Origin of the sequence: Acanthopleuribacter pedis (assembly GCF_017377855.1) — a bacterium.
Lineage (GTDB): Bacteria > Acidobacteriota > Holophagae > Acanthopleuribacterales > Acanthopleuribacteraceae > Acanthopleuribacter > Acanthopleuribacter pedis.
Genome location: NZ_JAFREP010000005.1, coordinates 140172 through 165266 on the forward strand (window position 1 = coordinate 140172; position 25095 = coordinate 165266).

General features: G+C 55.3%; 15 protein-coding genes. 3 read left to right on the top strand and 12 right to left on the bottom strand.

The window, feature by feature from the left end:
• Positions 1-33 precede the first annotated feature (33 nt).
• The 6 genes from J3U88_RS07240 to J3U88_RS07265 form a co-directional block, all read right to left on the bottom strand.
• Positions 34-675: a hypothetical protein gene (locus J3U88_RS07240; RefSeq protein WP_207857904.1), complete on the bottom strand. Its 642-nt coding sequence runs from the start codon at positions 673-675 to the stop codon at positions 34-36.
• A 50-nt stretch (positions 676-725) separates the two neighbouring features.
• The gene (locus J3U88_RS07245; protein WP_207857907.1) at positions 726-1184 is read right to left on the bottom strand and encodes a type III secretion system chaperone; all 459 of its coding nucleotides are present in this window, start codon (positions 1182-1184) and stop codon (positions 726-728) included.
• Between the two features lie 495 nt (positions 1185-1679).
• The gene (locus J3U88_RS07250; RefSeq protein WP_207857908.1) at positions 1680-2777 is read right to left on the bottom strand and encodes a hypothetical protein; all 1098 of its coding nucleotides are present in this window, start codon (positions 2775-2777) and stop codon (positions 1680-1682) included.
• A gap of 352 nt (positions 2778-3129) precedes the next feature.
• Complete coding sequence (locus J3U88_RS07255) at positions 3130-3318, bottom strand: hypothetical protein (RefSeq protein ID WP_207857910.1); 189 nt, start codon at positions 3316-3318, stop codon at positions 3130-3132.
• Positions 3319-4021: 703 nt separating this feature from the next.
• Entirely contained in the window at positions 4022-5356 is a 1335-nt protein-coding gene (locus J3U88_RS07260) for an HlyD family secretion protein (protein WP_207857912.1), read from the bottom strand.
• Positions 5357-5379: 23 nt separating this feature from the next.
• Complete coding sequence (locus J3U88_RS07265) at positions 5380-7578, bottom strand: peptidase domain-containing ABC transporter (RefSeq protein WP_207857914.1); 2199 nt, start codon at positions 7576-7578, stop codon at positions 5380-5382.
• A 986-nt stretch (positions 7579-8564) separates the two neighbouring features.
• Between J3U88_RS07265 and J3U88_RS07270 the strand changes: the two genes are divergently transcribed.
• Entirely contained in the window at positions 8565-8756 is a 192-nt protein-coding gene (locus tag J3U88_RS07270) for a hypothetical protein (protein ID WP_207857915.1), read from the top strand.
• A 345-nt stretch (positions 8757-9101) separates the two neighbouring features.
• Here J3U88_RS07270 and gltB read toward each other — a convergent pair whose 3' ends face one another.
• From gltB to J3U88_RS07285, 3 genes are all read right to left on the bottom strand, one after another.
• Positions 9102-13568: a glutamate synthase large subunit gene (gene gltB, locus J3U88_RS07275; protein ID WP_207857916.1), complete on the bottom strand. Its 4467-nt coding sequence runs from the start codon at positions 13566-13568 to the stop codon at positions 9102-9104.
• An 863-nt stretch (positions 13569-14431) separates the two neighbouring features.
• Positions 14432-15703, bottom strand: a complete 1272-nt coding sequence (locus tag J3U88_RS07280) for an ammonium transporter (protein ID WP_423842042.1) — start codon at positions 15701-15703, stop codon at positions 14432-14434.
• Positions 15704-16445: 742 nt separating this feature from the next.
• Positions 16446-17999 carry a sigma-54-dependent Fis family transcriptional regulator gene (locus J3U88_RS07285; RefSeq protein WP_207857918.1) on the bottom strand — a complete coding sequence of 518 codons (1554 nt, stop codon included), beginning with the start codon at positions 17997-17999 and terminating at the stop codon, positions 16446-16448.
• Positions 18000-18838: 839 nt separating this feature from the next.
• Here J3U88_RS07285 and bamJ point away from each other — a divergent pair.
• The gene (gene bamJ, locus J3U88_RS07290) at positions 18839-19528 is read left to right on the top strand and encodes a BamJ family beta-barrel-assembly machinery protein (protein ID WP_207857919.1); all 690 of its coding nucleotides are present in this window, start codon (positions 18839-18841) and stop codon (positions 19526-19528) included.
• Between the two features lie 75 nt (positions 19529-19603).
• Here the strand turns inward: bamJ and J3U88_RS07295 are convergent, their stop codons facing one another.
• Positions 19604-20983, bottom strand: coding sequence for a hypothetical protein (locus J3U88_RS07295; RefSeq protein WP_207857920.1), 1380 nt, complete (start codon positions 20981-20983; stop codon positions 19604-19606).
• 295 nt (positions 20984-21278) lie between these two features.
• The gene (gene mnmC2 / locus J3U88_RS07300) at positions 21279-21968 is read right to left on the bottom strand and encodes a tRNA (5-methylaminomethyl-2-thiouridine)(34)-methyltransferase MnmC2 (RefSeq protein WP_207857921.1); all 690 of its coding nucleotides are present in this window, start codon (positions 21966-21968) and stop codon (positions 21279-21281) included.
• A 935-nt stretch (positions 21969-22903) separates the two neighbouring features.
• On the opposite strand from mnmC2, the gene J3U88_RS07305 reads away from it, so the two are divergent.
• On the top strand, positions 22904-23962 hold the full coding sequence (locus J3U88_RS07305; protein ID WP_207857923.1) for a 6-bladed beta-propeller: 1059 nt from the start codon (positions 22904-22906) through the stop codon (positions 23960-23962).
• Positions 23963-23971: 9 nt separating this feature from the next.
• On the opposite strand, the gene J3U88_RS07310 is transcribed toward J3U88_RS07305, so the two are convergent.
• Complete coding sequence (locus J3U88_RS07310; RefSeq protein ID WP_207857924.1) at positions 23972-24961, bottom strand: CsgG/HfaB family protein; 990 nt, start codon at positions 24959-24961, stop codon at positions 23972-23974.
• Positions 24962-25095: the final 134 nt, after the last annotated feature.

The window sequence follows — 25095 nt, forward strand, 5'->3', positions numbered from 1 at the left end:
GCGGTTCAGGCGCGAGGCCGACGCCCCCGCGGTTTAAATAAAACTCTCCCAGGGTTCAAAACCCGTCGTTGGCGGCTTTCTGCCCATGGATTGGTCGAGATCTTGTTTCAGACCTTGGTCGACCCCGCCCCACAGGCTGTTCGCGAAAAAGTTGTTGGTGCGCGGCAGCGGGCCGGTGCCGGAACCGTGGGTGACCACCACGGTTTTGCCGTTTTCCTGGGTAACCGAGCGATTGACCATGCCGTCGTGGAGCAGGTGGTCCGGCGTGGTTTGGTTGGTGATGGAACCGTCGTCGTGAACGAGGTGTTTCACGGTGCCCAGCATCGGAATGGTGGTTGTATCGCCGTCGTGAACCGGTTTGGAGACATCTTGCATCGGCGTCATGTGGTGCGGCAGTTTTTCCTGCACCTTGTTGGGTGGGTAATCCTCAACCGAACCCAACTCGGTTTTGACCGTGTAGGTGTGAGGGTTCTGGTTTTTGGAGAACATGAAACTGAAGGGATGGCTTTTGGGTGTTTTGGGTTGTGACGGGCCGGTTTGGAAGCTGGGTGGTTCGCTGTCAAAGGTGCTGGGTTTGGATTTGCCGAGGGATGAGGATTCGGGCGCCTCGATTTTTTGCGGAGTTTGGGTGGGGTTGGTTTGTGTTTTTCCAAAGATGTTGGGTAACCAAGACATAAGCGATCTCCTTTTGCTTTTTTTGGGGTTGTACGTGAGCGAATGGCGGGTTAGGCGAAAGTTGCGTGTTGGTGGAGGGTGGGTTCCGGTGTAGGTGGTTGGTTTGGCGTGGCTTCCTTGATGCGTGCCGGGATTTCTTTTTGGAGCCAGACCGCGGTGTCGACGAATTGGATGATCCAGGCTTTGAAAGCGGGGTAATCCAACAGGTCTGGGTTTTGGTGCGCGCACAAACAAACGGTGGCGGCGCGTTCATTGACGGCGAGGGTGGCGCCGGCGGTGTCGCGACACAGGAAATTGAGCGCAAGGATGCGGCGGTAGGCGGCGTCGTCAGCGATTTCGGTGAGGGGTGTCAAAGGCGCGTATAGAATGATTGCGTTTTCAGATTCGGGTGTTTCCAGCACGATGGTGGTGTCTTCGATATCAAAAGCGCAGACACCGTTTTGGTTGCGTTGAAACGTGAAGGTTCCGATGTCGGTTGAGAGTTGGTGAAGCCAGGATTGCGTGGACATAGGGGTTCTCCTCGTGGACGGTGTTGCCGTGGTTTGGGCACAGTTTGGCCCTGCCGCGACGTGCGGTGGTTTCCAAATGAAACGAAACGCGTTGTTCGATTCCGTCGACCCCGTGTCAAAAGGGGCGTTGGAAGCGGTGTCCAACCGAGATGCCTGTTCCTGTTTCGCCGGGGGCGAAGGAGTGGCGCTACGGTTGCAACCAAGGTCGCGTTTCAGTTCTCAAGCGATGCATTTCACGAGCGCCGAAAGGTCAAAGAGACAACGCGGGGTGCGTTGGCGGCGAAGAAGGTGAAATCTTGCTTGGGAGATAGGGGTCGTTAGGACAGGTACATCAATGGGTCGGTCAATCAAGCGATACCGAAACATTGGTGTTGACGCTAAATTAAGGTCACAACATGGAGAAATGATGGAGATGTGGACGAAATGTGGTGATTTTGAATCTTTTTATTCTAAAAAGGGTGACTGATAAATCACCGGACCCCGGTTCAATGCGACTTATCCCGCCAGTTCTTCCTCGGCGAGTAAAAAACGGTTTTGGACCATATTAATAATGAGGTCCTCTTCGATTTCCAAGCCGTGTTTGGTCTCGAAGGCGGCGATGGTTTGTTCGGTTTCCTCACCAGAACAGGTTTGAATGAAACGCCACAGCAATATCGGCATCTCGGTCAAACCGTTAAAACCTTCGACCACGATGTGCTGTTCGCGCTCTTCATGAATGCGTACGGAGGGATTGCGGTGTAGTACCGGGGGCAGTTGTGGGTAATCAACGGCGCGTTTGGCGGCTTGGACCTTGGCGGCGTGACGGCGTTCCTCAAAACCGCCCAAGGTGGCGAGATCGTCGGGGGTTAATTGGCTGATTTCGCGGTAGCAGGCGATGAAAAAAGCGTCTTCACGGCCGGCGTAATCGCCCCAAAGTTTGTACCAGGTCGCGTCGTCGACGCGGCCGTCGAGATCGGCCGCGCTCAGGCGGGTGTTGCGACCGACTAAGCGTTTCATCGGGTTGGCCGGCAACGCGTTGCTCGGAAAGTTGAGGCGTTCGAGGGCGACCTCGCTCAGCAGCCCTTGGACGAAACCGAGGTATTCTTTCACGCTTTGCCAAAAAGCCTCGCCGGCACGACCGTCGTTGTACTTGCAGAAAAAGGTGGAACAAACGGCGTTGCGGTATCGCCAGATGGAGCAGTTGTGGTTTTCGCGGTGGAAGTAGGGGCAAAGCAAGGTTTCACTGTTGCCGAAGGCGTCACCGCCGGCGTGGGCATAGAGTAATTCGCGAAGCAGGGGGGCGTTGACACCGTAGGGGCTCACCCCGGAGCGTTGTTGGATCAGGTTGCGTACACGCTTTTGTCCCTCGGCCGTGGCGGGGTCCGTGTCGCTGAGCAAAGCGCCGACCAAGTAATTGGGAAGATCGGGATAAAAGGTGCAGCACTTAAGGTGGGGCTGGTAGGTGGCGATTTTGTGGCGCCCAGGGTTGGGTCGGCACATGGCACAATCGCGACAGGTGGCCAGGGCTTCGGGTTCGTAACTTTGCCCGAACCAAGTGGGCAACAGCTTGCGGTACAACGCGGGGAACTCGTCCCACAAAAGGTTCTCCGTCAAGACGACCCCCTTGGTGTGGTGATTTTTGTGCGCCGGTGGCGGACGGGATGGTTGATCACATCCACCTTAACGCATCAACAGCCTTGGCAACAAGGTGGTGGGGGCGGCGCGGGCCGGGTCGGTGAAAGGGGCCGGGCTGGGAACCCCGGGTAAATGAACCGGCACGACACGAAGCGCGCGGGAGAAAACCGTAATTCGCCGGCAGGTGGTTTTCTCCGCGGGTGGGGTCGCACGTCACCGATAAATGATGGTGAAACGCCGACGCCTGAGGCGCGCTGTTATGTGAGGGATGCCTCACCAAATGAAGTCGTGTGTGCCGGGATTGGCATGAGGGAACCGGTGGGAACGACGTTTAGGTCGTTTTCCATTTCTTTTTACGGGGTTGGTCGTCCGTGAAATTGTCACCGGTGGTGGTCCCGGAGGAAGTGGATGCGTTGCCGGTGGGGGTGTTGGTTGTGTTACCGCCGGCGATAAAGCGCAGATCGTTTTTAGACAGTTTGAGGGGCTTAGGTGCAACGGGTGCGGTCAGTTGGGAAGGCATAGTGTGTTCTCCTTATCAGTGTCGATTCAATGATGAATGAAAGAATGCGAGGCGACAGTCGGTCGATGGTTTTGCCGAAATGTGGCGAACAAGTCGCCTAGGTGCGGCGAGCGAGTCGCCTAGGTGCGGCAATCTAATCGCTTAAATACCAAGTGTTATCACTCAGATACAACGCGTATCGTTTGTTCTTTGCGAAAAGTCGCTAAGCTAACGTGGATGAGTCACTTAGAGCCGTGATCAATTTGCTAAGAACAGAATAGAAACGCTTGGATCCGACAAAGTCGTCCGCCGGGTACGAATCTTCAGCCGCTCTTTTGCGGTAGGAAGTTCGCTGGAGTGCGGCAAATCAGCCGCTTCAGGACGGCCGTATTATGCACCAGGTAAAAAAGCTTTTCAATGATATTCTTAGGTTGATGTAAGATATCACCTTTTTTGCTTTCGGTGCATCTGTGAAATTGAGAATAAAATTAGGATTCAGGGCAGGTTTGGTCTTGACGCGCTGCGGCTATTTAGCGAGCCGTCAGGCGTTGTCATGACAGGGTATCACTGCCGGATGGGGAGTTATCTGTTTTTTGTTTGCTCGATGTTCAAGCTTGTGATCCAGCTTGCCTTTTTTCGGCGAGCTGATCTTGGAGTTGGCGGGTGGCGTGTGGGAGGTCTCACACTTTTGTGGGAAATCAGGCTGTCCGATGGATGGTTTCCTTTATTCAAGGTCCTCCGGGTTGACCACTCGGTCGGTTGTACGGGTAATGCCTTCAAGGAGGAAGGCCCAGAAGTTGCGGTTCTCCACTTGGATAACGCATTCTCCGGTCATGCCGATCTGTAACAATCCACGCAGTCGGCCTGTATCGGTTAGGCTAATTTCGAAAGGAAAAGCCCCGGTTTCATCGGGCGCGAGGCTGAGATAACGTATACGGCCTTTGACAAATCCCCAGCGATAATGCGGGTACGTATCAATTTTCATAATTAGGTCCATGCCAGGCCGGGCATGCCCTATTTCGGCCGCGGAAATCTTAGCATAACCCTCGAGCTGTGCAGCATTATTTAGCAACTTTAATGCGACCGCATCCTTGCTGATATGACGCGGTCCTTGGAACACATAACTTATGGTTGAAGGGAACGGTGCGCGCAGGATCAGGCTGTTGCCGTCGATGAGGGTGTCGCCGTATTGGAGCTTGATTGCTTCGACCGCGTCGGCCCATTGATCTTGCAGTTCTCGAAGTCGCAGCGTGCGTTGTTGTTGCAACAGGGCCTTTTTGGTTCGCTGTTGCTCCAGGGCCAGAATGATGGCGTTTTGGGCTACCTGATCCAGGCGGCCTTGGGTTTGGCGGGTATCGGTTAGTTTTTGCCCGGTTATGGCTTCTAAGGCCGCCTCGGTTTGCGCACGCTGTTGGTCTTCTTCCGAAACAAGGGCAACTTCGGCAAGACGCCGTCGGGTTTCGGCGACCCTTTCGGCTAGGGCGCGCCGTCGGTCCGCTTGATCGATTTCCGCCGCTTGGGTGCGGTCGACCAGTTGCTGTTCCAGATGCAAGCCCTGTTGCTGGTTGCTGAGCCGGTCGATTTCGTTTTGGACCGCGCGAATTTGCAGGTCGAAGGCATGTTGTTCGTGTTCCTCGAATCGGGTCAGTTCTCGTTTGGCGCGATGATGGGCGGCGATCAACGCGGCGATTCCCGGCGAGGTAATCCGCATCATTTTATGCCCGCCGGCGATCTCCTGGCCGGCTTTGACGAAACAGGCCTCCATGTACACGTCCTCGGGGAAGCGAAACACGGTTTCCGATTCCTGGCTGCGCAGGACGAACGAGGTGCGCAGCTCCCGTGGAATATCGACCCAAAAGCCGGCGGCGACAATCAGCATCAGGTAGAACAGCGCGATCCAGGGCAGGCGCCCTTGCAGGTTGCGGCGCAAATCGAGCAGCGGTTCGTCTTCTTCCTCGTAGAGACTTTCGTACTGGTGTGGGGCGAGGCTGTCGGTTTCGGGTTGGGACGCCGTCGCGTCCTCCACGCGATCCGGGTTGTCTGGTTCTGGTTCGCTCATGAGGGGGTCCTTATCGCGCCTTTTTAGAAGTCAACATAGGTTTTGATGAAGGTGTAGTACAGGCCGCGTTCATTCAGCAAAGCTTGGTGGTCGCCTTGCTCGATGATTTCGCCCTGGTCGATGACCAAAATGCGGTCGAGGGCGCGCAGCGTGTGCAGACGGTGTGCGATGGTGATGATGGTGCGGTCGCGGAAACGTCGGTAAAGGTTGGCCATAATTTTGGCCTCGGTTTCCACGTCCAGGAAGCTGCTGGCCTCGTCGAGGAAAATCACCTCGGGGTCCTGCAGGAACAAGCGCGCGAAACCAATTTTGAGACGTTGCCCGCCGGAAAGGTTGGAGCCGGACTCGCCAATCATGTGGTTGTAACCCAGGTAGAGTTTGGAAACGTAGTCGTGGAGATCGGCGAGTTTGGCCGCTTCAATCACCGCGTCCATGTCGGCGTCGGGATTGCCGTAGAGAATGTTCTCTTTAATGGTGCCGCTGAAGAAGTGTTGTTCCTGGGGGATCATGCAGACCGCGCGGCGCAAGCTGCCAGGGTGGATGTCGCGCATTTCATACTGATTAAAGAGAATGGTGCCCTGGTAATCGGTATACAGCTTAACCAGCAACTTGAGCAGGGTGGATTTGCCCGAGCCGTTGCGGCCGACAATCCCGATGCGTTCGCCGTACTTGACCTCGAGGTTGATGTTCTTGAGGACGTCGCGCTCGTCGTCGGCCCCGTAACGAAAAGACACGTTTTCCAGCTTGATGGTGGGGCTGGGTAGGTGGGTTTGTTGTTGGAGAAGGTCGGCATGCTCGGGTTCTTGGATTAAGACGTCGTTGAGTTTGTCGAAGGTGATCGAGGTTTCGGTCACGAGGAACCACAGGTTGGAAACGCTGTCGAGCGAGGCCATAATCATGCCGAAAATGGTGATAAAGGCGATGTACTGGCCAATGGTCATGTGGCCACCGAAGGTGAGGTAGGCTCCATACCAATAAACCGTCAGCCGCCCGGTGAGGTAAATACTGTTGAGAAAGGTGTTCATGTTGAGGTAGGTGCGTTCGCTTTGGAGTACCTTGTTGAGGGTGCGGCGGTATTGGTTGCGCCATTTCCAAAACTTAATCCGCTCGAGCGCCATCAACTTAACGGTTTGGATACCGAGCAAGGTATCGAGAAATCCCCCCATACTTTTGAGGTTCTCGTGGAAGATTTTTTCCTCGAGGCGGCGCAGTATCGGCGTGTAAACCAGGGTGATCGCGAGGTAAAACACGATAAACACCAGCGAGATGGCGGCAAGCGTGGCGTTGTACAGGAACATCGCAATCAGGAAATTAACCGAAAACACGAAGTTGACAAGGGATTGTAAGACCGATTGCGAAAACAGACCGCGGATCTTGAGGTTTTCGTGGAAGCGGTTGATGAAGTCCTCGCGCTTGTGGGCGTCGAAGTAGGCGGTGCGCAGGCGAATGAGGTGGTAGAAAAATTTGCTGAAGAAATCCAATTCGAACTGGACCTTAAACTGAGCCAGCAGCAGGTTTTGGAAGTAACTGAGCCCAACCTGGAGCGAAAACACCGCAAAAAGACCTGCCAGAATGGCAAACAGCAGTTTGCGGTTTTGGTGGACCAGGACTTGGTCCAAGATGGTTTGGGTAAAGAAGGGCAGCAGCAGGCTGAGCAATTGCAAAATGCAACTGGTGACCAGCACGGCGAGGGCGACGCGGCGAAAGGGTTTGAGGGTTTGCCAGTAAAAGTGGCGGAAGACGCCGCGGGTGCGGCGTTCGGTACGGCGCAGGATTTCCTGGACATCCGCGTCTTCGAAGAGGTCGGTGCGCGGGGTCATGGTCAGCACGACGCCGTTGCATTTTTGGTAATACTCTTTTTTGGTGAGCGTGGTTTTGCCGTAGGCCGGGTCGGCGATGCTGATTTTGTCGGGGCCGACGCGGTAGATAACCACGAAATGGTTGCTTTCGTAGTGGGCGATACAGGGAAGGGGTATTTCGCCCAGCATCGCGAACTCGGTGAGGTGGTAGCCGTCGACTTCGAAGCCGAAGCGTTCGGCAACCTCGCTCATGTGGTACATGGTGGTGCCGGAGCGGCCGACAGCGGTCATCTCGCGAAGCGGCTGCTGGATGTTTTTGAGGCCGTGGTATTTAAAGATCATGGCCAGACAGGCCGAACCACATTCGGATAGGTCGCGTTGTAGGACGAGGGGAAAGGACCTGCGCTTGGGGAAAGAAAACATGCGGGAAATTCCAAAAATCGTGGTAGCTCGCCCGCGACATGGGGGGCAGCCTCGTTTCGGCGCGGAGGTTTCACCGCGCGCGAAGCCTGAAGCGCGCGATTCTTAGCGGTGCACGCGCGCAACCTGCCGGGCTCAAGCATGCAGGAAAAATGCGCGCTGCACGTTGCAAGGACGCCTGTTCTTTCCCAACACATTTCGCTTCAGCCCATGGCGCGTCCTGCGCCAAAACGTGCGCGATTGCATCACCATGAATCGCCACCTGGTGGTCAAACCATAGCGCATGCGGCGTGCGACACGCGTCAAAGTTCGCCAATACCCATGTGAGAAAGACGGCGCCGGTCGGGGTGAAGGTTACAACGGCCCGCGAATCATAGGGTGCGAGCGGCATCGCATTGGATAACCTTGTTGCTGAAAATGTGAGCCGGCTCAACTTTTTTTGTCAAAAATGTATCGGAATAGGGGGATGCTCGCACTTTTGCTTTAGCGGGCCGCTTTGGTGCGGTGCGGCACAAAAGAGCGCGTCAGGGTAGCAGATAAATGGCGCGTCATTTAAATTGACCCCCTTTGGCGACGGATCACGCCGTTGGTGCGGAATGCGTCCAAGGAAGCCGGCGTGCGTTGCCGCTTGTAAGTTGCGCGAGGAAATATGCTCGCTTGAGGTAAATGATTTGAATTGAGAAACATGACTCACTGTTAGGTGATGATATTTCGAGTAAACTATACAATCCAAGGAAGGTTGTAAAGTAGTTGAGGGTGACGGAAAAAATACGAGTAGGGCTAAGGGGTGCTTTTGCGTCAAAAGCGCCTTTTAGGTTGTTGACGAAGCGCGGCACACGGGTCATAATACTGCTCTGTAAAAAATGCGGCGTGGGCAAGAAATACTACCCGTATTTTGGTTATCCTTGATAAACTTAACGCGTCCTTTCCTTCTTAACCAATTTAGCATCTACCTTGTGATAGGGGTTCCATGTCTTAAGAGGTTGAACATGCAGGCAGGAAGTAATATGTGTAAAGCAAAAGGTTTAGCAGAAAGTGAATGCTCTCTGATTCGAAGTGAGGCCGACCTTTTGGGGTACCGCCATCAAATTCTCGGTCAGGTGGTTGCCACCAACCCCAAGTTGGAAAAGGTGCTGGCTGTTTCATCGCAACGCGAGCACGAAGTTTCTGGTAAAAAATAACCCACCATCATCTTATTAGTCGTTCCTACGACGGTCACGCGACCTCAAGGGCGGTTCCCCTCACCGCCGCGAAAAAAAAAACGCGAATCTTCGGATTCGCGTTTTTTAGTTGTGTGCCCGGATGTTGCTCATCGATCAAGGCGAACCCATACGAAGCGGTAGGCGCAAGGCCCGTTCTCGTTGTCGCATTGATGACCCGGCGCGGTTTAATTCGAAGCGAGGTCGTACCATGCACGCATTTGTGTGCGCACCAAACGAATCCTGTCCACACTGATTAGGTAGGGCTGAACAGGATCCGTTCAAACGTTTATGGCTGCCTCGCTTAGAATTCGTTCATGGTGTGACCTATCCTTCGACCACGCGTGGAAAGCCCGCGTCGGCCACCATTTTGACCGGTACGTACTTGGCGAAGCGGCCGTGGTTTGCCGGCCAATCGCCGAGCAGGTCCGTGGCGACCTCGCTTTGGGTTTGTTGGACGTAGTCCTCGAGGTGGTTTTTGAGGGCCGCCGCCTCCGCCGTGTCCAGCGGGACACGGGTGAGGTACTCTCGGTTGACGAATCCACGGGTCGCATCGAGCAGAAACAAGCTGCCGCCCGTCATGCCCGCGCCGATGTTTTCGCCCGTGGCCCCGAGGATGATCACCGTGCCCGAGGTCATGTATTCGCAGGCGTGCAAGCCGCAGCCCTCGACAATGGCCAGGGCGCCGCTGTTGCGCACCGCGAAACGGTCACCCGCGCGGCCTTGCACGTAGAGCTTGCCGCCGGTGGCGCCGTAAGCCGCGCAGTTCCCGATAATGGTGTTTTCGTGGGATTTGAATTGCACCGCTTGACCGGGACGAATCACCATATCGCCGCCGCTCATCGATTTGGCGACGCTGTCGTTGGCTTCGCCCCACAGCAGGACCTGCATGCCCGCGCTCATGAAAGCGCCGAACCCTTGACCCGCGCTGCCGCGGAACACCAGGTTCTTGGTTTGCCCGGCAAGGGATTCTTCCGGGACCGGGGTGTTTTGCGCCAAGCTGTCGAGGTGACGTTGGTGTTGACGGCTCGCCACCGCGCCGGCCAAACTTGCCAGCACACCGCGGTCGGTGTTGGTGATCTCGTAGCTCAAATGTACGGGTTGGTTCTCCTGCCCGGGCGCCCATGCTTCGTCCAAAATGCGTTGGTTCAGGGCGTTGAGCCCCTTGTGGAACAGGTTGGCACTTTTCTCTTTCGTCGGATAAGGGTTTTTCATGAAGTAGCTGAGGTTGAAGCCGAGGTGTTGGCTCAGTGCCTCGTGTTGGGGCGCGATCGTCAACAAGTCCGTGCGTCCGATAATGCTGTTGAGATCGGCGGCACCCATTGCCGCCAGGGTGCGGCGCATTTCGTCCGCGAGAAAGTGCATCACCGTCACGATGTGTTCCGGGGTTCCCTTGTACTTGGCTTTGAATTTGGGATTGTGGGTGGCGATGCCGGTGGGACAGGTGTTTTTCTCGCAAATCCGCGCCATCACGCAACCCTGCGCTACCAGCAACAGCTTGCCGAAATCAAACTCCTCCGCGCCCAGCAGCGCGGCCAGAATTAAATCGCGACCCGTGCTCAGGCCGCCGTCCGTGCGCAGGGTGACCGAGGAACGCAGGTTGTTTTCGCTCAGGGCGCGGTGGGCTTCAATCAGACCCAATTCCCAGGGCAAGCCGGCCTGCTTCATGGAACTCATCGGGGCCGCGCCCGTGCCGCCGTCGCCGCCGGAGATTTGGATGATGTCGGCGCCGGCCTTGGCGACCCCCACGGCGATGGTGCCGACGTTGTTGCCCGCCACCAGCTTCACGCTGACCTTGCCCTTGGGGTTGAACTGCTTGAGTTGGTAGATCAACTCTTTGAGGTCTTCAATCGAGTAGATGTCGTGGAGCGGCGGCGGTGAGATCAGGTCAATGCCCGGTTCCGTATGGCGCGCCTTGGCAATATCGGCCGTGACCTTGATGCCCATCAATTGGCCGCCTTCGCCGGGTTTGGCGCCTTGGGCTACTTTGATTTGGTACTCGGCCGCGTCGGCCAGATAGCGGGCCGTGACACCAAACCGCCCGGATGCCACCTGTTTGGTTTGCGCGGTGACGCCTTCGCTGTAATAGTAGGGGTTTTCGCCGCCTTCGCCGCTGTTGCTGCGCCCGCCGATCATCCGCATTGCTTTAAAAATGTCGCGCTGGGCCTCGGCGCTGATGGCACCAAACGACATGGCACCGGAACCAAAGCGTTTGAGCAGCGACGCGCGCGATTCGACCTGGTCGATTGGCAAAGGTTGTTCCGCGTTTTTGGGCGTCATTAAGTGGCGCAGGTTGACAGGTTCGTCGCGGTGGCCCTGCTTCACATATTCTTGGTACAGCATGGGATTGTCGAGGTCGAGCCCGGTCTCGCGCGCCAACTGGTGGATCAGCTTGCTGCGTGTGTTGGTCATGCTGTGTTTTTCGCCGACCAACCCTTTGTTGTGTTCCTTGTACTGGTGCGTGTTGGGCAGTTTGTAGCCGCGCAGTTGTTCCTCGCTGAAGCGGGTATGGTCCAGCAGGCGCCGTGCGATTTGTTCCAAGCCAAGCCCCCCGAGCGGGCTGCTGATGCCGGGGAAAAACTCGTTGATCAGTTCTTCTGACAAACCGAGCGGGGTAAAGAGTTTCGAGCTTTGGTAGCTGCGCACCACCGAAATGCCCATTTTGGCCATGATCTTCAACAAACCGTTTTCCAGGGCGTGGATCAGGTTGTGTTCTTTGGTGGTGGGGTCGAGGCGGTTGAGCTTGGGATTGTTCTCGTAACGCGCCACTTCTAATGCCAAATAAGGACAAACCGCCGCCGCGCCGAATCCGATCAGCGCCGCCACGTGGTGGGTGTTGCGCACTTCACCGGTGTGGCAGACCACGCTGACCTGCAGGCGGCGACCGTGTTTGTTGAGCGCGTTGACCACCGAACGCAAGGCGAGCAGACTGGGAATTGGGGGGTGTTCCAAATCGGCATCACTGTCGCTGAGGATGAGAATTGAAACGTCGCGACGGGCGGCGTCGATGGCTTCCCAGCTCAGCGCGTCAAGCCGCGCGATCATGGCGCTGGGTCCCTCGGCACGGGAGAAGGTAGCCTGGAGGGTGGCGATTTTGTGAGCCTGGGGGCCGTTGTCCCGCTGTTGTTTTTCGAAGTAGGCCATTTGGCTCAGGCTGAGAATCGGGCTGGGCAGTTCAATGCTTTCGACCGGGGGAATCAGTTCCTTGGGTGCGAAGATGTTGGGGCGCCGACCCAGGTAAATGCTCAGGTCGGTCACGGTCCGTTCGCGCAGATAATCCAAGGGGGGGTTGGTGACCTGGGCGAAGTTTTGGTAGAAGAAGTCAAAAAAGGAACGGGGCTGGTCCGACAAAACCGCGGGCCGCGCCGTGTCGCCGATGGAGCTGATCGGCTCCTTGCCGGTGGTTACCATCGGGATTAGCACGCGGTCCAAGTCTTCTTTGACATACTGGAACAGGGGCAATTTGTTGAGGTGCAGTGGTTCCAGGCTGATGTCCGCCTCGTGCAAGGTGACCAAACGCGGGTCGAATTGGGCGTTGCGGTTGGTTTCGTTATCGCCGGGATCGCCGAAGTTTACCGCGCCGCTCCCCAAATCAACGGAAACCCCGCTGCCGGCCGCCAAGCTGCCTTTGCGCTGCACATCCGTCTGCTCGATGGCATAAGTGCCGCTTTCCGAGGCCAGGAAGAAGTGGTCTTCCGTCATTGACCAGCGACAGGGACGAAAGCCGTTGCGGTCGAGGCGGGCGCCCACCGTTTCACCGTCGCTGAAGGCGACCAAGGCCGGGCCGTCCCAGGGCTCCATCGCGCGGCTCCAAAATTTGTAAAACGAGCTGTCGGCCTTGGCGGGGGGAATCATAATCGACAAAATTTCCGGCAGGCGCGTGATACTGCTGCGGAATTTTAGCGCCTCAACCATTTCATTGAGGCTGCCGGAATCGCTGATGTCCTGGTGGGTGATCAGTTCGCCTTCCGGTAAACCCAGCGACATCTCCCGTGAAAAACTCCAGCTACGGTTGCCGGCGATGGTGTTGATTTCGCCGTTGTGGCCGATCATGCGGAACGGCTGGGCTTTGTCCCAGGTGCTGTTGGTGTTGGTGCTGAAACGGCGGTGGAACAAGGCGAAACGGGTTTTAAAAGCGGGGTTGGTGAGGTCGGGATAGAGTTCGGGGAGCGCGGCCGCGGTCGTAAGCGCCTTGTAGATAATGGTTTTGGTCGATAGCGAGGCGAAGAAATAACGGCCTTTCCAGCCTTGGCTCCAGGCGCGCGAGCGCAGCAGTTGTTTGGCGCGGTAGAGCAATTGATCAAAGGAGGCCTGCGTGCGGCAGTGGCGCGGGCGTTCGATAATTGCCTGTTCCATACGCGGCATTGAGGCTTTGGCGATGGGACCACAGACCGAGGCGTTGACGGGTACCTCGCGGTAGGTGCTGATGTTCATGCCGAGGAAACTAAAGGTCGATTCGATCAAATGGCGAATGGTGGCACGGCACTCGGAATTTTGCGGCAGAAAGAGAAAAGCGACCGCGATTTCTCCGCGCTTGCGGCCGAGTAATTCAAAGGGGATGTCCGTCATCACGCCGGACCCGTCGCCGCTGGTTCCGTCGGCCGCGCAGGCGCCGCGGTGTTCTACCGCGGCCAAGGCCTTAAGTGCTTGTTGGAGTGTTTCGTGGGTCACCTCGCCTTTGCGGCTCGTCACGAACCCGACACCACAGGCGCTGTGTTCGTCGGGAAAATACTGATCACGTTGAGAAGATGATGAGGCGGTTGGCGTGTCTTGGGGGACTAATGAATCGTGCATCGCTCCGTATCCTTCCTTATGGAAATATCTGCGAACCCTCAAGCGGGTTCGGGGGCTTTGCGACGGGACGCTTCCGGTAGCGCGTGGACCCTGTGTCGTTTACCCGCATGATGGGCCATGCGGGCCAAAGCCGTTGTGGGGGGGGCGGGCTGTTGGGGAGACGGCGCCGCGTGAGACGAGCCCGGACGAAAAAAAGCCGCCGATGAACCGGACCATCGGCGGCTTGAAGGAAGGAGGTATGCCGGAGGTTTTGCGTGTGGCACCGCCGGACATACTTGGGGTCAAGGGATACGACGCAAGAAGACCGCTCGTGGGCTGGTTCCCACGATGTCAAGACACACAGCATGCACGCGGCGACCCGGTTTGTCGCTTGTCCGTCGCACTGACATGAGTTCCTGGATGGTTGCGTTTGCGTCACGTTAATTCATCTTCCTATTTCGTTCGGTTGGGGAATGGCCGCGGGTCTCGGGTCCAACCTCGAGCGCATGACCCACAAAAATGGGTTGTGTGTGATGCGCGCGAAAGACCCGCGAAGCCGAGTTAAGGGGGAAGCTGTCGCCCGAGGGGATTTGGGGGGGAAGGCCCCCGGACGACAACCGGGTGTCGCTCGGGTTCAGGTTCGGGGGGAGAACCCTCGCGACGGGAGGCCGGGAAAAATGGGATCAAGAACGAATTCCCAATAGAAGGTTTAAGGGATTGGATCAAATGAGGCGGAAGGGGAAATCGCCGCCAATCACCTTAAACACCTTGTCAAAGAGCAGAGCATTTCGAGAACAGAGGCTTGGTAAGAGAGGGGGGGGAAGCCGGGTTTTGGGTGGGTCGTCCCGCCACCCGACTTCGGAGGTATCAACCGTGTAAACCCACTAGTTTGGGGTGGTAAAGGGATGGTGCGAGTACGCTTGAATGCCGTGTTCGGCAGCGTCCAAGCCGTGGGTTTCCTCTTCCTGGCTGACGCGGATGCCGACGGTCATTTTGAGAAGACCGAGGAACAAACCCGCGTTGATCAGGCAGAACACGCCGGTGGCGGCGACGCCGACGAGCTGCGAGGTGAAAGAAAGCGAGTAACCCAAGACGGCGGGATCGGCTTTGCCGAAGATGCCGACCGCGAGGGTGCCCCAAATGCCGCACATCAAGTGGACGGGGACGGCGCCGACGGGATCGTCGATGCGTACTTTTTCAAGGAGGGTGGTGCCGAGCACGACCAGCACGCCGCCGATGAAGCCGACAATCACCGACATGGCGGGGGAAATGACGTCGGCACCGGCCGTGATGGCGACCAGGCCGGCCAAGCTGCCGTTGAGGACCATGCCCAAGTTATAGGTTTTGCTCATGGTGAAAGACACGATTAAGGCGCCCATCACACCGGCCGCCGCGGCCAGGTTGGTGGTCACCAATACCAGCGAGACCCCGCCGGGATCGGCTGAAAGCACCGAACCGCCGTTAAAGCCGAACCAGCCCAGCCACAGCAGGAAGACGCCGATAAAGGCCAGCGGCAAGCTGTGACCGTGAATGTCGGTATGGCCGTCGTCGTGGAAGCGGCCGATGCGCGGGCCCAGCATCCAGGCCGCGATCAACGCGCCCCAGCCGCCGACGCCGTGTACGATGGTGGAACCGGCGAAGTCGTGGAAACCCATTTCGGCCAACCAGCCGCCGCCCCATTTCCACATACCCACCATGGGGTAGGTGATGGCGACGTACAGCGTGGCGAACATCATGAAGGAACTGAGCTTTATGCGTTCGGCGACCGCGCCGGAAATGATGGTGGCGGCGGTGGCGGCGAACATCGCTTGAAATAGGAAATCGGTGTAGTAGGTGTAACCTTCGTTGTAGGCGCTGGTGAGAGCGGCGCTGTCGGCGTTAATGCCGAAACCGGCAAAACCGAAAAAAGCTCCGGCGAATGATTCGCCGGGATACATCAGGTTAAAACCGACCAAGGCGTAGGCTAAGATGCCAATACATAAAATGGATACATTCTTGAATAAAATGTTGACGGTGTTTTTGGCGCGGGTGAAGCCGGCTTCCAATGCAGCGAAGCCAAGGTGCATGATGAACACGAGGAAGGTGGCAACCATCATCCAAGTGTTGTTGATGCGGAACATTTCATCCGAAACGGTGGCCGACTCGGCCAAGCACATGGGGGCTGCTGTTAGAACCAGCAGTGAAAGGAGCAGTTTTTTTGACCCTGTCATAAAGCATTTCCTCAAATGATGAATCCCGAATAATACGGTCGCCGTGGAAGTGATAGGGGTTCCAATCGGTAAATGGATCCGGCAGCGGGTGGGGAACGGGTTGCGCGGTTCCTATGAGCACCTGTGATCGCTTGAATCAAGGTTTCGTGAAAACGACCTGTTCGGTTGCCCCCTATAAGGCAGAATCTGTGCCAATAGTGAAAGGTGAGACGTGTTTAAATGTGTTAACCCTTTTGAACGAGTAGTTTATGCAGCTTTGTTGTTGACGCGCTTTGGCAAAAAGCGGCCCGGGATGACGGGGAGGTGCTTGTTAAAACCCTACGAATGTGTAGGAATGGGCCGAGTGTCCTACATCCGTGTAGGAATGGCAAAAATGTGAAGCGTCATTCAGGCGGCTAGTTAACCTATTTAAAATAAAGGTGATTTACTAACCCTTTACGAGGTAGAGGGTTGGCCGCTGAAAAATCATTTCTGGTAAGTCGTTTTACAAACCCGCGCTGCCTTTTGCGACTATGTCGCGGTGCGCCAATGTTTATGTCTGATCGCGGCAAAAGGGGCTGCCTTTTATGCATGAAGCATCAACCGAACGCCTGCCTACATCCGTGTAGGAATGGGTCCGGTAGCTTGAGTTTGGCGCTTAAAGTGCTTGTTAAAATGGTTTTAGCGCCGATGATCGCCGGTGTTCTTGTTAACTGCCCGCGCGAATATTTTTGACATTTATGTTGTACTTACGCACGCGTAGACCCATTTTTCGTTCGGTTAGCCCCAGCGCTTTCGCCGCTTTGGCCATGTTGCCGTGGGTGGAAATCAGGGCGTCCATGATCAGTTCTCGTTCCATGTGTTCGAGCGAACGTTCCAGGGAACCGATGACCTTGGTTTGGGTGGTATCGGCGGTTTGCAGGGTCGGCGGTAAGTCGATGGAGCGGATCACATCGTTTTGGCTGAGTAAGACGGCCCGCTCGATGGTGTTTTCCAATTCGCGCACGTTGCCCGGCCAGTGGTAACTCATCAACATGTCGATGGCCGAGGTTGAGATGCGTTTGATGTTTTTGCCGTTGATGCGGTTGTACTTCAAAATAAAGTGATCGCACAGGGGTGGGATATCCGGTTTGCGCTGGCGCAGCGGCGGAATGTGGATGGGGAATACATTGAGGCGGTAGTACAAATCTTGGCGGAACTTGCCTTCTTTCATCAGTTGTTGCAAGTCGCGGTTGGTGGCGGCGATGATGCGCACGTCAACTTTAATGGTGCGGTCGCCACCGACCCGTTCCAGTTCTTTTTCTTGGAGGATGCGCAGCAAGGTCACCTGAATCGAGGGTGAGAAGTCACCGATCTCATCGAGGAAGAGGGTGCCGCCGTGGGCTTGTTCGAAGCGACCTTTGCGGGTTTTAATGGCGCCGGTGAACGCGCCGCGTTCGTGGCCGAAGAGTTCACTTTCCAAAACGGATTCGGGTAAAGCCGCACAGTTTACCTTAATAAAGGGGCCGGGCGAGCGGTTGCTTTCATAGTGGATCGCGTGGGCGACCAATTCCTTGCCCACGCCGCTTTCGCCGAGGAGCAACACGGTGGCCTCGGATTGACTGACCTGACGGATCTGTTGGTACACGTCGATCATGCTTTTTGAAGTGCCGATCAGGTTGGCAGGATGGTAACGGGCCTTGAGTTGTTGGTTGAGCCGGGTGTTTTCGGCCAGCAGGTCCTGGTTATCTTCCAGTGCCGTTTCGCGTAATTTAAAGGCCTCGACCACCAGGGAAGCCAGGGCGCTCAAGAGTTGTTCGTCCTCGTCCAGGGTTTTTTGGTCGGGGATGTCGCAGACGGCGCTGAGGGTGCCGAGCATTTCTTTGCCGCGTTTGATCGGCACGCAAATGAAGGACTTGTAGTCCTTGGGTTCGAGGCCTTGCGCCATGATGCGGTCGAGGAAATCGTCGTCGTCGGCGGCGTTGAGGATGCTGACCGGTTCGCCGGTTTGGAAGACGCGGCCGGTGATGCCTTCGCCCAGCTTGTAACGGCCTTTTTTCTGCTGCTCCACCGTCAGGCCGTACACCGTTTGCATGACGAGTTCGCCGCGTTCTTTGTCGGGTAGGGACAGCGCCACGCGCGAGTTGCCCATGAACTTGCCGATGATGTGCAGGACGGGGCCGACCACGCTTTCGAAGTAATCGGATTGGTCGAGGACACGGCTTTCTTTAGCTTGGAGCAGCCGTTCGCTGTTTTCGAGAATGTCGCTGGAACTATTGGTCATGAAAGAGCCTCGTAGTGCATGAATGAGGTGGGGAAACCGGACCAGAAAGCCATCGACAGCGGGTTGAGGCTTGCCCAAGCGAGGTCGACAACAGGTGGATCCAAAGGAGGTTCTTTCGTGCAGTTGTCGGAGAGCATGCTTGGAAAATAAATGGATGAAACCGCCCTTGGGGCGAAAGGGAATCCCATGTGACACGGCCACGGGGCGACCAACCCCATTGGCGCGGATTGCGGCACATGGGATGGGACGACGCCGAGGCGTCGGGTTCCGAGGATGAATTGGATGACCCCTAAAAACGAGCCGGGCCGCGAGAAAAGGTCGCGGCAGGCAGCGAACTCAGGTGATGGGGCGAAAGATTTGCCAGCCAAAATTGAGTAGGTACTCCTTGAAGTACCAAAGATTGGCGGGAAGTGCAAGAGGGTAGGGTTAAAGTTGAGGGGGGATTCAGTAACAGGGTCGGAGAAGTATCATCCTGGAATCGAGAGGGTTAGGTGGTTTATGCCGCATGGTGGCAGGGGCTGAAAATTTTCCAACGGACGAGGTCGTTGTGCAGGGGAGTGACCGAAACGCATTGACCGCGCCTAAAAAGTGAGAAATGCCGGGTTCTCTTGAAAATCGAGGTGCCTCGGCGGATCGGCCTTGGGGCTCACGCGCGCCGGTGTTAGAATCGGCGGCTAGGCTCGCTTCCAGCCGGCCCTCTGCCTCGACAAAGCGTCGAATCATTGACTCGGGGTGTGCGCGACGCTTCCGCCGCACGAGTCACCAAAACTTTGACCAGCAAGCTCATTGAAGGCCGCGGCTGCTTTTTTAGGCTGGGGTTCGATGAGGAAGGAACATTCATGTCGTTTTCACTTATCACCGTGCTTTTAGCCGTATCCTTATTTCAAGAACCCGCCACCAAACCCGCGCCGGCCGAACCGGCCATTCCCGACAAAATGAAAGTTAGTTACATCTTGGGCCAGCAATACGGTGAAGGCCTGAGCCGGGACAGCATCGACATCAGCATTGAAGAGTTTGTGAAGGGTTTTGAAGACGGCTCCGCCGGCAAAAACAAATTTTCCCAAGAAGAGATCCAAAAAGTGATGTCGGAACTGCGCACCTACGCCATGGCCAAAGCGCAGGCCCGTCGTCAAAAAGAATTGAGCGAAAACACCGTCAAAGCCGAAAAGTTTTTGGCCGAGAACCAAAAGAAAGACGGCATCCAAACCATGGAAAACGGCATCCAGTACAAGGTGCTGACCCAAGGCAGCGGTGAAAAACCGACCGCGGAAAGCCGCGTTAAGGTTCACTACCGCGGCCGTTTGATCGACGGTAAGGAATTCGACAGCAGCTACAAGCGCAACAAACCCGCCGAGTTCCGTCTGAACGGCGTGATCAAGGGCTGGCAGGAATCACTGGTTGAAATGCCCGTGGGTTCCAAATGGGAAGTGTTCATCCCACCCGCGTTGGGCTACGGCGAACGCGGTACCCCCAACATCCCCGCCAACAGCTTGTTGATTTTCGAAATCGAGCTGCTTGAGATTTTGTAAACCACGCTTACTCCAAACCAAAAAAGCCCCGGTCACAACGACCGGGGCTTTTTTGGTTTTGGGTGTTGGGGTTGGTTAGCGGAGCGGGTTCAGGCTGACCTCGATTGCGCGATAGTACAGATCGGTGGTGCCTTCGAAGCCGGAATCGGTGCCGACGATGACCCAAATGCGACCCCAGGCGTCTGCTTCAACTTGATGACTGGCCAGGGTCAGTGACTTTTCACCAAAGACCGAGCCCGAGCAATCCGCGTCGGTGGCCACGTCGCCCACGGCTTTCATTTCGCTGCCGTCTTGGGTTTGGTTGCCCTTGTCGATGCCCATGGTGACGAAGGCGTCGGGACCGCGCAGGGCGACCGGCTCGCGATTGACCGCGCCGAACTTGACCGTGACCGATTCGCCGGGCGCGCCGCCGATGCCCGCACAACCCGTGCCCGCGTTGCTGAGGAAGTCGGCTTCGATGGCGACATCGTAACGTGCGCCGGGAACCAAACCGTCGATGCGGCGTTTCAGGTACATAAAGAGATCATCCGAGGCGTTGCGGGCCGAGATCAAATAGCCTTGGCCGCTGTAAGGTGTGGGCAGGTTTTCCAGGCCGCCTTTGAATTCAAAAACTTCGGTGTTGTCGGCGGGATAATCAGCGAAACCGTGGACGAAGCCGTGGTCGCCTTTATCAAAGGAGAAGGTGAAGGAGGTGGGTGTCGGCTGGACGTCGCGCACGTCGGGGTAGATGGTTGAGCCCGAGGCCATCGCCGGTTCGGCCGCGCTGTTGAACATAAAGTGGACCGTGGTGAAGGGTTGACCCTCGGACACCGCGTGGACCGAAAGGTCGCCCAAATCGCCGCCGATCAATTCGGTGACCGGCTGTGCAACCGGGATGTAGGGTTTGAGGGCCACCTCGATGGGTGCGAAGGTTTCGAGGAAATCGCCGTTTTCGTCGGCGAAGGTCAGGGTCACGCGGGTTTCCTGTTCGCCCAGGTTAAGGAACACCAGGGCCGAGGTGAATTCGGCGTCGCTGCCGACCGTATCCAGCGTCATCATTTGGCCGACCGCGGGGTGGTTGCGGCTCAGGGGTTTGATCGCGACGCCTTGGGCCGGTGAACCGGAGGAACCGGTTTGGCGGTTAAACGTCAGCCAGCGACCGGTGATTTGGTCGCTTTCGGCACGAACCTGAACCGCGAGGCCGGAGCCCTCGTCGAGGCTGGGGAAGAGTTCGGTGATGGGTCGTTTGAGGAAACCGCGCGCGGGAATTTCATGCTGTGCGGTGAAGGGGGTGCCGTCGCCGCGGGTGGCAATCATCACCAGGGAAGCGGGGCGTTCGGCGTGGTTGGTGATAAACAGCGTCGAGGTGAACTGCGCGTTGTGGGAAACCCACGGATAAACGAGCTGGACGGGTTGGTCCTGGGCCGCGGCAAGGCAAGCAAGCATTAAAGAACAGATAAAAAGAAGATGTTTCATGGTGTGCCTCTCAAAAAGTGCAATGGATTCTTAAGACCGAGGAAGCGCGGAAAACGTGGCTGATTTTGGTTAAAGATCTGGGGCGGCGTGGTTTGTGAAAGGGGGAGGGCGTTTTTCTGCGAGCCGCGACAACCCGGATATTTTGCCAAAATCACCGCGTATGATCGCGATCTGTTGGTCATAAAGCAAAGGACAGGCCAGATTAATTTGTTGCTATGGTTCAGTTTGATGCGTTGAAGCAGGATGGGTTGGGTTAGGAATTTTGGGAACGGTTAGGAAAAGTTAACGCGCCGGATTAATTGGGTTTTACGCCGCGTACCATTTCTTTTTTTCCCGGTGGTCCGGCCAGGCGTGGACCCAGTTGGTAACCCGCCGCGCGCATGTCGCGCTTGAATTGACCTTGCGCACAATAGGTGACCAGCAAGCCGCCGGGCCGCGTCGCCGCGAAGGTTTTTTCAAAGTTGGCCGCCGCCCAGATGTCGCTTTGTTTGTTGGGCGCGAAGGCGTCGTAGTACAGGATATCGAAGTGATTGTCCGGCAGGATTTGGGTTTCCAGCCGGTTTTGGGTTTTGGTGAAGGTCATGCCGGGGGAGAGCGCCGTCGGGGTGTCCCAGGCGGCGGTGTGGATCTGACGGAATACCGCTTGGTCCGCCGCATCGCTTTCCAGCAGGGCGCTGTAATTGAGTTGGTCGACGAGGTCGACTGGGACCGGGTAGGGCTCGAGGCTGAGCATTTCGACCGTGATCGCGGGACGTGCCCGTTGCGCCAGTACCGTCAGCATCACGTTGAGGCCGGTGCCCAGTCCCACCTCAAGGATACGGATCGGTCGGGCGTCGGGCAGCAAAGACAAGCCTTGTTCGATGTAAACGTATTGGGATTCGCGCAAGGCGCCGTGGTGCGAATGGTAACTTTCATCCAGTTCGGCATGGTAGAGGCTGTGCGAGCCGTCGCCGGTGTCCATCAAGGAAAGCTTGGGTTCGGTCATGGTTGGATGCTCCGGTTAACACCGAAGTGGGATAAGAGCGTGGGATTTTCGCTCCAGAGGTTTAGCGAAAATCACCGCGAGTCATCCCACTTCTTAGGTTACAGTCAGGACACAGGGCCTTTGTAGCAAGTAAACACGAAAAACCCGCTTCCTGGCAAACATCGCGATCACGAATTGGTGCGTGCGCCATGATCTTCCCACGATCTGTGGACAGAGAATTCAAGGCGGCCTGAGCGGCTGCTGTTGACGCTTTCGACTTTCTGACGGATATATTTGATTTACGAGTTTTATTGAAATTTCACGGTGTTCCTGTTTGTCTTTTGATGGTTGTATGTTCTGGTTTTGGGTGTTAGCGTTTGTCGGTAAATTCTTGCTCTTTGTGGTGGGAATCTTGTCTTGGGAAGTTGGATTTTTTTCTAAGATGCTGAGAATGCTGTAGCAATCTGAAAGGATGCCCAAAAATACGCATTTTGAAAGGTTTTTTGTTTTTCTCGGTGGGTGCGATTTTTACTTATGTTCAAGCTGTGCCTGTTTTGCCAGGAGCCGGCACAATGGCGCAGACGTCTGCTTTGCACCTAGCTTCTCCAGTCGAGGTTCAGGACACGCCGGGAAAGCCTGATGATCCAGGTGAACACGCCGATCACAATACGGAAAGTAATGGGGATACCGCAAATGCGGGTAATGCAACTTCGAATGCTACGCCCCGTTGCTATGCGAAGTATTGTCAGAAGCGCAACCCCATTGATCGGAAGTTATATAACTGCTCGTGTTGCAAGAAAGTTGATAAGGGAAGCATAACTTGCTCTCCATGTGGTCAGTTTGAGTGCTCGGGTCCTGCTTAACCATTTCGCGATTCGCTGTTCGATTTCGCGTTCCTAGCGGGGTAACGCAACAATAGGTGTTGCATTGTCCCGATTCTTTGTTAGGTGAAAAGAATGACATGCTTGGTTTTGTGCTTTCTCTTGAATGTAGACCCGGAAGTGTTGAATGTGCTTGAGAAGCACTTCTTTATTGAAAGTGCTGTTGAAATAAGAGGAAACGAAGGGGATCCTTTGGTTTCCAATTATTTTACTTATGACAATAACCAAATTCTTTTTGTTGATCAGTTCGATAAGGCCGTATCTGTTTATGGCGAAAGCGGTCGGATGCTCACGCGTTTTGGAAAACAAGGAGAAGGGCCGGGAGAGTTTCTTAATCCAATCATGGCGCGTTTCGATTCCGAGGGGCGTATTCATGTTTTGGATTCGATGCGTGGTCTGATTCAGGTCTTTGAAGATGGTGAATATCAGAAAGCAATTTCGCTATCTCGGATTGGAACCCCGGAAAGCTTTTTTCTTGTGGAAAAGAGAGGCAGCGTTGAATATGTGGTAATTGCCCCTTTTACTTTTAAAGGTCAAATGTTCACGGCGTTTCTCTTGAGTGAAAAAGGCGAAGTCATTCAAGCTTTTGACCGACATGAGATGGTCTATGCAGCTTACGGATGGCAGGGGAATATCCGGGGTGACAATGAACTGTTATTGGGCTATACGTATGACAATAGTTTTCAGGTGTTTAACTTAGATGGGAAGCTGGTGAAGAATTTTCGCATCCGACATCCGAAAATTCAGTCCATCTGGAAAGATGTTAAAGAGTATTCAGAGGCCGAAATTATTCGCGGTAGATCGCCTCTAAGCAAAGAGCCGTATACTGCGCTTTTTGAAATTCTCACCACTGACCGATTCTTGGTTACCTCATGGACCCGAATGAATTCAGAATCCGTTTCTCATCATTTCTACGCGGTGTCTGATCATAAAACGGGTGAAGTTATTCAAGATATTGAGACGGACTTGCCCCTTTTTGGCTTTAAGGACCATCAATTCATTTTTGGCTATTATCATAAAGAGGAGAATGAGTATTTTACCATCTTCTTTTGCACACCTAAGTTTGGTTTGGATGGTGGGAAGGAGTCGGGGCGGCTGGGCTCAAATGAGCCAAACCGATCCCCGGCAAAATGATTTTAAGGTTTAAGAGCGTTTCTTAAGCAAGCGTTGGTATTCTATTCTGCGATTATGAGCGACCCTGCATTGCTCCAAGTATGCCGGAAAACGGTAGATTCCCGACATGTCACTATGAACCTTGGCACGTCCGTTGGCTACCTTGGAAGCCTTGAAGTCCTCACGTAATAATTGAATCACCGCGACATTTTGCCAGGCGCGGCCTAGGTCTTGAGTTGCTTTTTTAACGGATTTTTTGGACTTTTTGAGATCTTTTCCCGAGAGGGAGGGTTGTCTCTTCTTGAGTGCTTCGAGTTCTTCGGTAATGGTTTCCACCGCTTGGTTCATTACCGCCAGAGCTTGGTCATGCTCATCAATAGCCACGTAGCCAAAGGCTTCTTTGAAGGCGGGGCGGCGTTTTGGTGTATGGAAGTCCAGCTTGGCGGTTTTAACCTTGGGGAGGAACCAGTTCGACATTTTTTGTTCCACGGCCTCAAAGGCTTTTTGTCGAAGTACTTCTTCGTCAGGGTAATCTACCGCACCAATTTCTTCATACTGTTCCGTAATGGGTTTTGAGAAGGTGATTTGACCGGTTTGGATATCCATAACGCGAACATCGGCCTTCAGGGTAATGCTTCGTTTTGCGCCTTGGGTGACCATTTGGTCAGCGGTGCGTAATCTCTGTAAGTCTAAAATAATCAGTGCGGTCGGGCCGAGGAATTTACCCAGACCGGATGCCTTATTTTTACTGATTACGCCATCAAGCGATAGATTGTGTTCATCGAGAAGTGCGTCGAGATCCTCACGGGCTAGGACCTCATAATCGTCAAGCAGCAGGTTGCGGAATGAGGTAGCGAGCTCCTGATAGCCTGGTTGGCCTTTTCCATAAATGGCAATTCTTTTGTGGGGAATCAAGATTTTAGGAGGGGTCTCAACGCGGTGTTCAATAGGTTCAAAACGATAGAATACTTGTGCATGCAAAGGCAAGATAAACAGAAGAAGACACATTAGGTGGCGCATAAATTCTCCTCAATGAAGGGTATTAGTATAAAAAGCACGAACGATGAATCAGCGTGCAGGCTTCGCCCCTTGTGGGTGTAACGACTAATCTAGGCGCGAATTTTCGGAGGATTCTAGCAGATCTTTGCTAGGGC